This window comes from Spinactinospora alkalitolerans (assembly GCF_013408795.1).
GTDB lineage: Bacteria > Actinomycetota > Actinomycetes > Streptosporangiales > Streptosporangiaceae > Spinactinospora > Spinactinospora alkalitolerans.
Genome location: NZ_JACCCC010000001.1, coordinates 1,094,361 through 1,107,044, shown reverse-complemented (window position 1 = coordinate 1,107,044; position 12,684 = coordinate 1,094,361). Strand labels below are relative to the sequence as shown.

The following is a 12,684-nucleotide window of genomic DNA, read 5'->3' as shown; positions in this document are numbered from 1 at the left end:
TGCCCCGCGCGTCGCTCCGGCGGCCGAAAGAGGAGGTGGCCACGTGCAGCGGTGCGCGGACTGCGAGACGCCCAGCGTCGCAGAATACCTGGTCGAACCGGGTAACGAGCACGTGTGGGTGTGTCGCGAGTGCGACGCGTTGTGGCTGGAGGGCCACGACCGCGACGGTCCCTCGTTCATGGACCTCGCGCGCTATCTGGCCGAAGTCGGCCGGGAGCCGTGGGACCTGGTGCTCCTGCGTTCCGATGCGCCCCTTTCGCCCCTGCACGAGGCGTGGCCGGCGCTGCGCGCCCTGATCGGGGAGGGCAGGCTCAGCGCGCTGCGGGTGGGCGCCCTCGCGGCCGAGGCGCGCGACGTGGTGGGGCCCTGGGGTCCCGGTGTTCCGCCGCTGAACGCGGCCCAGGTGGTCCCCTCCGAGCCGGGTCCGGTCCGGATGCGGCTGTCCGGCGGCGTGGTGACGGAGCTCGTGGTGGAGATCACCGGCGGCCGGCTGGAGCTGCCCGGGGTGCTGGACGGCGACACCGGACCGGACTTCACGGTGCTCTCGCGCGCGAACGTGGAGTCGGTGCTGCGGCAGGCCCGGGCGGCCGTGCGGCCGCGCCCGGAAGGGGTGACCTTCGACACCGGGCGTTTCCGGGGCGAACTGGACTTCGAGGGCGAGCGCCTGCGCGCGGTCCGCGTGCGCGCCTGCGGGTGAGGCCCCGGCACGCGCCCGGGCCGGCGGGGAGGATCCCCGCCGGCCCGGCTTGCCCCCATCGCAGTGGTGGTGGGAGAGCGGTCTCGACGCTGAGGCCGCTACGTCCGCACCTGCTGTGAGGGCACCTCCTCGCCCGGAGGCGCCGGCGAGGAGAGCTCCATCTCGTCGAGTTCGTCGAAGGCGTAGGCCGTCTCCGAGTGCAACTCGTGGTCGAGCCCGTTGGTCTCGACGTGCTCGGGGATGCGGAAGCCCATGATCAGATCGATGACCTTGGCGATGATGAACGTGGCCGCGAAGGAGTAGACGAGCACCGAGAAGACGCCCAGGGCCTGCAGGCCCAGCAGGCCCGCGCTGCCGCCGTAGAAGAGCCCTTCGACGTCGCCGCCCGAGGCCAGCGACGAGCCGAGGAGTCCGATGGCCAGCGAGCCGATGACGCCGCCGACCAGGTGGATGCCCACGACGTCGAGGGCGTCGTCGTAGCGGAACTTGAACTTCCAACTGATCGCGTAGGCGCAGACGCCGCCGGCGACCAGGCCGAGGACCACCGAGCCGACCGGGGTGAGCGTGCTCGCCGCCGGGGTGATGGCGACCAGGCCGGCGATGGCGCCGGAGGCGAAGCCGAGCGCGGTGACCTTGCCGTAGCGGATGCGCTCCACCAGCATCCAGGCCCCGGTGGCGGCCGCGGTGGCCACCTGGGTGTTGACCAGGGCGAGGGCGGCGGTGGTGTCGGCCGCGAGGCCGGAGCCGGCGTTGAAGCCGAACCAGCCGAACCACAGCAGGGCCGCGCCGAGGAGGACGAATGGGAGGTTGTGCGGGCGCATCGACTCCGAGCCGAAGCCCTTGCGGCGGCCCAGCACCAGGGTCAGGGCGAGGGCCGCGGCACCGGCGTTGATGTGGACGGCGGTCCCGCCGGCGAAGTCGACCACTCCGAGGCCGAAGATCCAGCCGTCGGCGGACCAGACCCAGTGGGCGACCGGGAAGTAGACGAGCAGCGCCCAGATCGGCACGAACATCAGCCAGGCGCCGAACTTGGCGCGGTCGGCGACGGCGCCGCTGATGAGGGCCACGGTGATGACCGCGAACATCATCTGGAAGCCGGCGAAGACGAGGTCGGGCAGGCCGTCGGTCTCGGCTCCGATCAGGCCGGTCAGGCCGACCGTGTCGAGGCCGCCGACGATCGGGGCCAGCGGACCCGAACCGGATCCGAAGGTCAGTGAGTAGCCGACGAGTACCCAGAGGACGCTGACGATCGCGATGGACGCGAAGCTCATCAGCATCATGTTGAGAACGCTCTTCGCGCGGGACATTCCGCCGTAGAAGAAGGCAAGGCCCGGCGTCATGAGCATCACCAGCGCGGCGCTTACCAGCACCCACGCGGTGTTGCCGCTGTCGATCATGTCGCCTCCATAGTCGGTGCGGGGATTCGGTCCCCGTGTCGGGGTGCGTGGTTCGCGCGGGCGCTTCATTGGGCTCGGAAGCGAGGGCCACGGCGATAAAGCCTCACGTCGGCGTGTTTCTCGGTGAGAGCCCCGATGTTGCGCGCGCGTAAAGACATCGCTTCGGGGGTTACGGCCGCGTGAAGCGCCGGGTCAGGGCCTGGCCGCGGGGCGCGGTGGCGTTCCGGCGGCCGCCGGGGCGCCGTAAGGGACCGCCCCGAGGGCGTTAAGAATCCGTTAAGGCCCTTCCCTTCCGCGTTCCGGCCGGAGGAGAGTTGCTCGTACAGAAAGTTCAATGAATACTGAACAAATGGATCACAATGAACAGGAGTCCTGGAACCCGCCGACCGACGAGGAGCTGCACTACGTCGAGGAGGTGGCGGTCGTGCTGGAGCACATGGGTCTGGTCCGGATGCACGGCCGCGTCGTGGGATGGCTGCTCATCTGCGATCCACCGGAGCAGAGCGCACCCGGCATCAGCGCCGCGCTGCGGGCCAGCAAGGGCTCGATCAGCCCGGCGCTGCGGTTCCTGCTCACCGCCGGCTGGGTCGAGAAGGTCGCCCTGCCCGGTGTGCGGCGCGACCACTACCGGATCCGCGGCCACGCCTGGAGCAGCATGCTGCAGAAGCAGGCTCCCCTGTACAGCACGGTCACACGACTCGCCGAACGCGGACTGGCCGACTTCAGCGACGAGCCGCCGGGCCGACTGGCCAGGCTGCGGGAGATGCACGCGTTCTTCCGCTGGGTGGAACAGGAGATCCCCAACATGGTGCAGCGATGGCTCGAATGGGAGAGGAAAGAGGGTTCATCGACATGACCGCAGGCACCCCGCCGGTCATCCACATCCGTTCACTGACGAAGAGCTACGGCGGCCACCAGGCCCTGTTCGGCGTCGACATGGAGGTCAGGGCCGGTGAGGTCTTCGGTTTCCTCGGCCCCAACGGCGCGGGGAAGTCCACCACCATCCGCATCCTGCTCGACCTGATCCGCCGCAGCGGCGGCGAGGTGAACGTGCTCGGCCGCGACCCGCGCGCCGACGGCGTCGAGGTCCGCCGGCAGGTCGGCTACCTTCCGGGCGAGATGGCCATGAGCAGCCGCCGCCCGGCCCGCGAGCTGCTCACCTACCTGGGCAACCTGCGCGGGGGCGTGGACCGGCGCAGGATCGACGAGCTCGCCGGGCGCCTCGACCTGGACCTGTCGCGCCCCGTCCGCGGCCTGTCGAAGGGCAACAAGCAGAAGGTCGGCCTGGTACAGGCGTTCATGCACGAGCCGCGGCTGCTCATCCTGGACGAGCCGACCAGCGGGCTGGACCCGCTGCTGCAGCAGGAGTTCCTGGCCATGGTGCGCGAGGTGCGCGGGGACGGGCGCACCGTGTTCATGTCCTCGCACGTGCTCAGCGAGGTGCAGGACGCAGCGGACCGGGCCGCGATCATCCGCGCGGGCCGCATCGTCGCGCTGGAGGACATGGACGCGCTGCGCGAGCGGACCTCGCGCAGGATCACCATCACCTTCGCCGACCGGGTCGCGCCGGAGGAGTTCGCCTCGGCGGGCGGCGTCCGCGACCTCTCGGTCGAGGGCGACACGCTGCGCTGCACGGTCGACGGCAGCCCCGACGCCCTGGTCAAGGCCGCGGCCAGGCATACGGTCCTCAGCCTCGACAGCGAGGAACCCGACCTGGAGGAGCTGTTCTTCACCCACTACGCCAACGGCGCCCACGCCGAGAGGACGGGTCGGCATGCTGCTGCGTAACGTCTTCGGCAAGTTCCTGAAGGACAACGGACGGGGGCTGATCGGCTGGACGGTCGGCCTGGCCGCCGTGACGCTGCTGTACACGTCCTTCTACCCGTCGATGCGCGACTCCGGTGAGGCCATGCAGGAGTACATGCGGTCCCTGCCGTCGGGGCTCATGGAGGCGATGGGCTGGACCGACTTCAGCTCCGCGGAGGGCTACCTCGGCGCCACCGTGTTCTCACTGCTGGGGCCGGTGCTGACCCTGGTCGCCGCTGTCATGGTCGGCGCCCGCGCGATCGCCGGCGACGAGGAGGACGGCGGGCTGGACCTGGTGCTGGCGCACCCGGTCGGCCGCGTCAGGGTGCTGCTGGAGCGCTTCGCCGGGCTCGCGGTGTTCATCGGGGTACTGGGGATCACGGTCTTCGCCGTGCTGCTCCTGCTCCGCTCGCCGCTGGACCTCGGCATCGGTGTGCTGGAGCTGTTCGCGGCGAGCACCTCGCTGACGCTGGTCGCCTTCGCCTACGGAACGCTGGCGCTGGCGGTCGGGGCCGCCACCGGGCGCCGGGCGATCGCGGCCATGGCCGCGGCCGTGATGGCGGTGGTGGGCTACCTCGGCAACACCTTCGCGCTTCAGGTCGAAGAGCTGGAGTGGCTGCGCCTCCTCTCCCCGTTCTACTACGCGTTCGACCACGAGCCGCTGGTCAACGGCTTCGATCTCGGATACCTGCTCGTGCTCCTGGCGATCCCGGCCGCGCTGATCGCCATCGCGGCGAGCGTGTTCACCCGCCGCGACGTGGCGGTGTAGAGCACGGGAGCAAGGAGGGCCGCCGCGAGGGTGCGGGCCCGATGTCAGGCCCGCACTCTTGTCGCTTCCGGGCCCGCACCTCGCGGCCGAAGCACATCGGTGGCCGTGTGCGCCAGAGCGCGGCCACCGCTTCGGTGGCGAGGCGCGGCCACGGTCTTCTGAAGGGCCGTCCCGGGTGGGACGGCCGGGCTCCCGCCACAGCCTCCGGGGCCCGGTCAGCCCTCGCCGAGGATCGCGTCGACGAACGCCTCCGGGTCGAACGGCGCGAGGTCGTCGGGCCCCTCGCCCAGGCCGACGAGCTTGACCGGGACACCCAGCTCGCGCTGGACCTGGATGATGATGCCGCCCTTGGCGGTGCCGTCGAGCTTGGTCAGCACGATGCCGGTGATGTTGACGACCTCGGCGAACACCCGCGCCTGGCGCAGACCGTTCTGGCCGGTGGTGGCGTCGAGCACCAGCAGGACCTCGTCGACCTGCGACTTCTTCTCGACGACCCGCTTGACCTTGCCGAGCTCGTCCATCAGCCCGGTCTTGGTGTGCAGGCGGCCGGCGGTGTCGATGATGACGGCGTCGACGCCGTCCTCGATGCCCCGGGAGACCGCGTCGAAGGCGACGCTGGCGGGGTCGGCGCCCTCGTCCTTGCGGACGACCGGGGCGCCCACGCGCCCTCCCCACGTCTCCAACTGGTCGGCCGCCGCGGCGCGGAAGGTGTCGGCCGCGCCGAGGACCACGCTGCGCCCGTCGCCCACGAGGACGCGGGCGAGCTTGCCCGAGGTGGTGGTCTTTCCGGTGCCGTTGACCCCGACGATCATGAGCACGGCCGGCCGGTCGCCGTGCGGCTCGGTGCGTACCCCGCGTTCGAGGTCGGGGTTGATCTGGGCGAGCAGCTCCTCGCGGAGCAGCGTCCTGGCCTCCTCCGGGCTGCGGGTGCCCAGGACCTTGACCTTGGTGCGCAGGCTCTGCACGATCTGGGTGGCCGAGGTGACACCGACGTCGGCGGTGATGAGGGTGTCCTCGATCTCGTCCCAGGCGTCGTCGTCCAGGGTGTCCCTGGAGAGCAGCCCGAGCAGCCCTTGGCCGAAGACGCTCTGCGAGCGCGCCAGCCGGGCGCGCAGCCGGACCAGCCGCCCTGCGGAGGGCGGCGGGGTCTCGATCGGCGGTGCGGGCGGCGGCACGGTCGGCGGTTCGGCGACGGTGACCGGCCCCGCCGCGTCACCGGGCTCCTCGGCCTCCTCCCGCTCGGCCACAGCGGTGTGCGCGCCCCCCTCCTCGCGCTCTCCGGCGCGCGCCCGCTCGTCGGGGGCCTGGGGTCGCCGGGGCCTGATCAGGAACGCGCCGCCGACCACCAGCAGGGCGACGACGAAGATGACAACGGCAACGATCGTGTAGTCCATAGCACGTCCAGTCTTGCAGAAGACGGGCACCGGAAGGGCGGTCCCCGCCGATCTCGGCTCTCAGACGCTCTGGTGCCTGGTGGTTCGCAGGATCAGGATGAAGAACGGGGCGCCGATGAAGGCGGTGACCACGCCCAGGGGCAGCTCGGCCGGTGCGACGACGGTGCGCGCAACGATGTCCACGAGCACCAGGAACGCCCCGCCCGCCAGCAGCGACATCGGCAGGATGCGGCGGTAGTTGCTCCCGACCATGCGGCGCACGATGTGCGGGACCACGATGCCGACGAAGCCGATCAGGCCGCTGACCGAGACCGCCGCGGCGGTGGCCAGCGAGGCGGCGGAGATCACCAGCAGGCGCACCAGGGTCGGGTTGAGCCCGAGGCTGGCGGCCTTGTCGTCGCCGAGGGCGATCACGTCCAGGAGGTAGCCGCAGCCCAGCAGGACCAGCACGCTGACGATCGCGTAGGGGGCGATGAGCAGCAGGTCGTCCCAGCCGCCCCGGCCCAGCCCGCCGAGCAGCCAGGCGTAGATCTGCTGGAGTTCTTCGATCCGGGCCTGCTGGATGAGGGTCTGCACCGCGGACAGGAACGACGACACCGCGACGCCGGCCAGCACCAGCGACGCCGTGCCGCCGCGCCCCGCGGCGCTGCCCAGCGCGTAGGCGCCCACCACGCCGATGATGGCGCCGATGAACGCCGCGAGCGGGATGAGCCGCAGCGGGCCGGCCGTGAGGCCGGGGGCGTAGACGATGACGATCGTCGCGCCCAGTCCGGCCCCGCCGGCCGCGCCCAGGAGGTAGGGGTCGGCCAGTGGGTTGCGGAACACGCCCTGGTAGCCGGCGCCGGCGACGGCCAGCAGGCCGCCGACCGCCGCCCCGATGAGCACCCGCGGCAGGCGCAGCTCCAGCAGCACGGCGCGCTGCCGGTCGTTCAGCGGTGACTCGATCCCCAGTGGCAGCCCGCTCAGCAGGTCGGCGACGATGGCGCCGGTCGTGATGCTGGCGGCGCCCGTGGCGGTTCCCAGGACCACCGCGGCCGCCACCGCGATCAGCCCGCCCAGCAGCCAGGGCCAGGCGGGCCGGTTGCGACGCAAGGGACTACCCCTCCTCCTGCGCCGCCGCGACGGCGACGTCGGAGACCTTCTGGGCGAAGTCCACGACGCGCGGCCCCCACCGGGACGCGACATCGGGGTCCAGCTCGGTGACCCGGTCGTTTCGCACCGCGCTGATCTGGTCGAACGCCGGGCGCTCGGCGACGGCGTCGACGTTGTCCCGACCGCCGGGGTAGCTGAGGAAGATCAGGTCGGGGTTCTGCTCGACGACGAACTCCGCCGACAACTGCGGGTAGCCCCCGGCCGTGTCGCCGGCCTCGTCGGCGATGTTGCGCAGCCCGAACAGGGCGTAGACCTGGCCGACGAACGTCTGGGAGGTCACGGTGTACATCCCGGTGTCGAGCTCGTGGTAGTAGCTGAGCTCGGTGTCGCCGAGCTCGTCTTCGGTCTCGGCGACGATGGACTCGATCTCGCTCCTGACCCCCGCGGCGGCCTCCTCCGCCGCATCGGCGTGGCCGGTGGCGTCGCCGAGCATCTCCATCTGGGCGTAGGTGTCGTCCAGGGTCTCGGCCGCGGGCATCAGCAGGACCGGGATCTCCACCGTCTCCAACTGCTCGACCGCGCTCTCGGCGTCGCGCGCCAGGATGACCAGGTCGGGGTCGTACTCGCTGATGGCCTCGACGCTGGGGGTGAAGCCGGACAACGCGGTGTCGGGGGCCTCCTCCGGGTGGTTCGAGTGCTCGTCGGCCGCGACGACCTGGTCGCCCGCGCCGATCGCGAAGAGCATCTCGGTGGTGCTGGGCGACAGCGAGACGATGCGCTGAGGCGCCGTGTCGAACTCCACCTCACCGCGCGCGTCGGTGACGGTGACCGGGAACCCCTCGGCTGGCGGCTGGTCGGATCCGGATTCCTGCGGGGTCTGGCCGCCGCAGGCGGTGAGGGCCAGAACGGCCGGCAGCGCGATGGCCGCCAGGCGACGTGCGGTGTGCACGGGACTCCTTCGAAGGACTGGGGAAGCACGGAGCCCGGTTGGACGGACTGCCCTTCCCACGAGGACAGTGAGCGTCGGCGTCCGTGCGAGGCGACCTGGCTTCGCCCCCACCGGGCGGCGGAGGGCGTCACAGTTGCGGAGACAGCGCCGGATTCCCACCGGACTTCGCTCCCACGGGGCCGTTGACCTGCGCCGGAGACATCATGGCGGCAGGCCCGACCCGTCCACTCTAGCCGTTTTGTCCGACTCACCCGGCGGCGCGGTCCAGTTTCTGGCTGATCACCTGGGAGATGCCGTCGCCCTGCATCGTCACGCCGTAGAGGGCGTCGGCCGACTCCATCGTGCGCTTCTGGTGCGTGATGACGATGAGCTGCGACGAGGAGCGCAGCTCGTCGAAGATCACCAGCAGCCGCTGCAGGTTGGTGTCGTCGAGGGCCGCCTCGACCTCGTCCATGACGTAGAACGGCGAGGGCCTGGCCTTGAAGATCGCGGCGAGGAACGCCACGGCGGTCAGCGAGCGCTCGCCACCGGACAGCAGCGACAGCCGCTTGACCTTCTTGCCGGGCGGACGGGCCTCCACATCCACGCCGGTGGTGAGCATGTCGCCGGGCTCGGTGGGGATGAGCCTGCCCTCGCCGCCGGGGAAGAGCCGTCCGAAGATCCCGGCGAACTCCCGCTCGACATCGGCGTAGGCCGAGGTGAACACCTCCTGGACCCGGTCGTCGACCTCCTTGACCACGGTGAGCAGGTCGCGGCGGGTCTTCTTCAGGTCCTCCAACTGGGTGGTGAGGAAGGTGTGCCGCTCCTCCAGAGCGGCGAACTCCTCCAGCGCCAGCGGGTTGACCTTGCCGAGCTGGTTGAGCTGGCGCTCGGCGGTGCGGGCGCGCTTCTGCTGCACCTCGCGGACGTAGGGAACCGCGACGCTGTCCTCGGGCCCGGCGTCCGGCGGGGGCGGCACCGGCACCCGCGGCCCGTACTCGGCGACGAGGGTCTCGACCGCGACGCCCAGCTCCTCGACCGACCTGGTCTCCAACTGCTCCAGGCGCAGCTTGCGCTCGGCGCGCGCCACCTCGCTGCCGTGTACGACGTTGAGCAGCTTCTCCAGCTCCACGGAGAGTTCGCGGACCCTGGCCCGGACGGTCTTGAGCTCGGTGTCGCGCTCGGCCCGCTCCTCCTCGGCCGCGCGGCGCTCGGCGTCGGCGACGTTCAGAGAGATCTCGATGCGGCCCAGCGCCTTGGCCGCACCGTCGACGACGGCGCGGGCGACCCCGGCCTGGTGGCGCCGGCGCTCCCTGCGCCGCGCGGCACGCTCCCTGGCCTGGCGCTCGTCGGCCGCGGCGCGCATGAGGCCGTCGGCGCGGCCGGCGATCGAGCGGGCCCGCTCCTCGGCGGTGCGCACGGCCAGCCGCGCCTCCGTCTCCACCGAACGGGCGTTGGCCGCGCGCGCGGCCAGCGCGTCGCGGTGGTCGGTGTCGGGCTCGCCGTCGTCGATCGGCTCGGCCTCGGCCCGGTCCAGCCGCACCTCCAGCTCTTCGAGCCTGACGAGGTCGGATTCGCGCCCCTGGGCGGCCTTCGCCGCCGAAGCGGTGCAGCGCTGGACCTCCGCCGCGGCGGCGCGAGCCTGCCCGCCGAGCTTGCCGAGCTGCTGGGCCACCTCGTTGCGGCGCCGGTCGGCCGCGCGGCGGCGGGCGGTGAGCTCGTCGACGGCCCCGGCCGCGCGGGAACGCTCCTGCTTGGCCTCGGCGAGGTCGGCCGCCGCCCGCTTGCAGGCGTCGGTCGCCTCCTCAAGGCGTTCGGCCGCCTCGTCCACGGCCGCCTGCACCTCCAGCAGGCTCGGCACCGACGAGGAACCGCCGTGCACGAACGCCGAGGCGAGCACGTCGCCCTCGGGGGTGACGGCGCGCAGCTCCGGCTGTTCTGCGACGACCCGCCGGGCCGCGGCGACGTCCTCGACGAGCACGACCCGGTCGAGCAGCGCGGTGACGGCCGCGCGCAGCTCCGGCGGAGGGCTGACGGCGTCGGCGGCGTGCCGTGCGCCGCCGGGCGGCCGCGGCCGTTCGGCCGGCGCCGGGACCGATTCGGCCACGACCATCCCGGCGCGGCCGGCGTCGTCGCCCTTCAGCAGCTCCAGCGCCGCCACCGCCGCGGCGGCGTCGGAGACGGCGACGGCGTCGGAGGCCGTTCCGAGCGCGGCGGCGATGGCGGTCTCGGCTCCCGGTTCGACCTGGACCAGGGCCGCGACCGAGCCGAGCAGCCCGGGGAGCCGGTCGCCGGCGCCGAGCAGCGCGCCCGCGCCGTCCTTGCGGTTGAGGCCCATCTCCAGGGCCTCCTTGCGGGCGGCCAGCGCGGCGCGTTCGCGCTCGGCCGTGCGTTCGGTGTCGCGCAGCTCGTTCAGCCCCGCCTCGGCCGCTGCGAGCTCGCGCTTGGCGCCGTCCTGGGCGGTGTCGAGCTCGGCGTCGCCCCGGTCCAGGCCGGTGGAGTCGGCCTGGGCCCGCTCGTACTCGGCCTGCGCGGCCTCGGCGCGCTCCGCGGCCTCGGCCGCCGCCAGGTCGAGCCGCTCGACCTCGGCCTCGCTCGCGGACAACCGGCTGCGCAGCGCGTCGACCTGGCCGCGCAGCTTGGCCAGGCCCTCGCGGCGGTCGGCGGCCGCGCGCGCCGCCGCCGTGATCCGCTTCTCCTCCTCGGCGAGGACCCGCTCGGCCTCCGTGCGCTCGATGACGGCGCGTTCCAGGCCCTCGCGGGCGTCGTCGAGGCGGTACTGGAGCTCCTCCTCCTGCGCGCGGACCTCCTCGGCCTCCCGCTCCATCTCCTCGGGGTCGCGGCCGCGCCCCTCGTCCTCGGTGTCGGCGGAGAGGTTGCGGTGGCGCTCGGTCGCGATGCCGGCCACCGAGTTCAGCCGCTCCTTGAGCCGGGACAGCCCGTGATAGGTCTCCTGGGCCCGGGTGAGCAGCGGCGCGGCCTCCGCGGCCGCGGCGTCGAGCGCGGCCTCGCGCGCCTGGGCGTCGGCGAGGGCCTTCTCCGCCGCTGCGCGGCGCTCGCGCACGGCCGCCTCGTCGGCCTCCTCCTTCTCCAGCGCATCCCGCAGCGTGACGATGTCGTCGGCGAGCAGGCGCAGCCGGGCGTCGCGCAGGTCGGCCTGGATGACGGCGGCGCGCCGGGCGAGTTCGGCCTGCTTGCCGAGCGGCTTGAGCTGGCGGCTCAGCTCCGCGGTGAGGTCGGTGACGCGGTTGAGGTTGCCCTGCATCGCGTCGAGTTTGCGCAGCGCCTTCTCCTTGCGCTTGCGGTGCTTGAGGATGCCGGCGGCCTCCTCGATCAGCGCGCGGCGCTCCTCGGGGCCGGCGTGCAGCACGGTGTCGAGCTGGCCCTGGCCGACGATGACGTGCATCTCCCTGCCGATGCCGGAGTCGCTGAGCAGGTCCTGGATGTCGAGGAGGCGGCAGGTGTCGCCGTTGATCGCGTACTCCGAGCCGCCGTTGCGGAACATCGTCCGCTTGATGGTGACCTCGGAGTAGTCGATGGGCAGCGCGCCATCGGTGTTGTCGATGGTGAGGCTGACCTCGGCCCGGCCCAGCGGGGCCCGCGAGGACGTGCCGGCGAAGATGACGTCCTCCATCTTGCCGCCGCGCAGCGACTTGGCGCCCTGCTCGCCCATGACCCAGGCGAGCGCGTCGACGACGTTGGACTTGCCCGACCCGTTGGGACCCACGACGCAGGTGATGCCGGGCTCGAAGCGCAGGGTGGTGGCCGAGGCGAAGGACTTGAAACCGCGCAGGGTGAGGTTCTTCAGGTACACGGCCGTGCGTCTCCCCTCGTCCGCTCGCGTTTCTCCCCGGTAAGAGTGCCACGAACGGAGGACATCCGGTGCCGGATGCGAAACGTGCGGCCCGGGCGGGCGGCGCGCGAGCGCCGTCGTCGATGAGGCCGGGGCACCGGATCGGGGGAGTCGCCACGGTGCCGCGGACGGCTCCGCGGAAGGGGGGCATCGCGGGGATGGCGGCGGAGCCGGGGTCCGCGAAAAATAACTAAATCACCGAGGATTGTCGGAAAACAACTCGGGGTAAACCCTCGATAATATTGCGGGAAACGATCGAGAAGGACGGCCGGAGAGGGTTGCGCGGAGCACCGATGCCGACCTCCAAGGGACGCCGGAGGCAGTGAGGGCGTCCCTTAACGTCTCGCGCGGGTCGGGAGCTAGGCCAGAGCCGGCTCGCGGTCGGATGCGCTGACAGCGACATCGGCCACTGTCGCGGAAAGCTGGTCGTTGTGTGCCTGGAGCCGGCCCACCTCGTCTTCGAGGTCCCGTACTCGCTTCTGCAGCCGCCGCATTTCCTGAACCATACGAGGGTCAGGACCGCCGACGTGGCCGAACAGAGCCTTCGCCATGATGTGGGTCCTCCACATTGAGTGACCGGATGAATACACGCACGTGTGAGCCACGGAATATGCGGCTGAAATCGACTGCCGCGTCGTGGGCTTAAAAAGCGCGCGGTTTGTCTTCCAGAGTCTCACCATGCGAGCCACCGGTCAAGGTTGAATGAACACTTGAGATAACTCTGTGTAACCGGGCAGGTCACAGCGCA

At 71.9% G+C, this 12,684-nt stretch carries 10 protein-coding genes; 4 read left to right on the top strand and 6 right to left on the bottom strand.

Going from position 1 to position 12,684, the window contains the following annotated elements; genetic code table 11:
* The first annotated feature begins 43 nt into the window (after window positions 1-43).
* The gene (locus tag HDA32_RS05110) at window positions 44-697 is read left to right on the top strand and encodes a hypothetical protein (protein ID WP_179642092.1); all 654 of its coding nucleotides are present in this window, start codon (window positions 44-46) and stop codon (window positions 695-697) included.
* 98 nt (window positions 698-795) lie between these two features.
* Here the strand turns inward: HDA32_RS05110 and HDA32_RS05105 are convergent, their stop codons facing one another.
* Complete coding sequence (locus tag HDA32_RS05105; protein ID WP_179642091.1) at window positions 796-2,094, bottom strand: ammonium transporter; 1,299 nt, start codon at window positions 2,092-2,094, stop codon at window positions 796-798.
* A 349-nt stretch (window positions 2,095-2,443) separates the two neighbouring features.
* On the opposite strand from HDA32_RS05105, the gene HDA32_RS05100 reads away from it, so the two are divergent.
* Genes HDA32_RS05100 through HDA32_RS05090 form a run of 3 tightly spaced genes read left to right on the top strand, consistent with a single transcriptional unit; the run spans window position 2,444 to window position 4,669 of the window.
* A complete protein-coding gene (locus HDA32_RS05100) occupies window positions 2,444-2,950 on the top strand; it encodes a GbsR/MarR family transcriptional regulator (RefSeq protein ID WP_179642090.1) in 507 nt (168 codons plus the stop codon).
* Entirely contained in the window at window positions 2,947-3,882 is a 936-nt protein-coding gene (locus HDA32_RS05095) for an ABC transporter ATP-binding protein (RefSeq protein ID WP_179642089.1), read from the top strand. The genes HDA32_RS05100 and HDA32_RS05095 overlap by 4 nt, the downstream gene beginning before the upstream one ends.
* Window positions 3,869-4,669, top strand: coding sequence for a DUF2705 family protein (locus HDA32_RS05090; RefSeq protein WP_246334245.1), 801 nt, complete (start codon window positions 3,869-3,871; stop codon window positions 4,667-4,669). Before HDA32_RS05095 ends, HDA32_RS05090 begins: the two co-directional genes overlap by 14 nt.
* Before the next feature lie 215 nt (window positions 4,670-4,884).
* Here the strand turns inward: HDA32_RS05090 and ftsY are convergent, their stop codons facing one another.
* From ftsY to HDA32_RS05065, 5 genes are all read right to left on the bottom strand, one after another.
* Window positions 4,885-6,063 carry a signal recognition particle-docking protein FtsY gene (ftsY, locus tag HDA32_RS05085; protein ID WP_179642088.1) on the bottom strand — a complete coding sequence of 393 codons (1,179 nt, stop codon included), beginning with the start codon at window positions 6,061-6,063 and terminating at the stop codon, window positions 4,885-4,887.
* A 60-nt stretch (window positions 6,064-6,123) separates the two neighbouring features.
* Complete coding sequence (locus tag HDA32_RS05080) at window positions 6,124-7,155, bottom strand: FecCD family ABC transporter permease (protein ID WP_246334244.1); 1,032 nt, start codon at window positions 7,153-7,155, stop codon at window positions 6,124-6,126.
* A gap of 4 nt (window positions 7,156-7,159) precedes the next feature.
* Window positions 7,160-8,104: an ABC transporter substrate-binding protein gene (locus HDA32_RS05075; protein ID WP_179642086.1), complete on the bottom strand. Its 945-nt coding sequence runs from the start codon at window positions 8,102-8,104 to the stop codon at window positions 7,160-7,162.
* Between the two features lie 247 nt (window positions 8,105-8,351).
* Window positions 8,352-11,897, bottom strand: a complete 3,546-nt coding sequence (gene smc / locus HDA32_RS05070; RefSeq protein ID WP_179642085.1) for a chromosome segregation protein SMC — start codon at window positions 11,895-11,897, stop codon at window positions 8,352-8,354.
* Window positions 11,898-12,295: 398 nt separating this feature from the next.
* A complete protein-coding gene (locus tag HDA32_RS05065; RefSeq protein ID WP_179642084.1) occupies window positions 12,296-12,487 on the bottom strand; it encodes a hypothetical protein in 192 nt (63 codons plus the stop codon).
* Window positions 12,488-12,684: the final 197 nt, after the last annotated feature.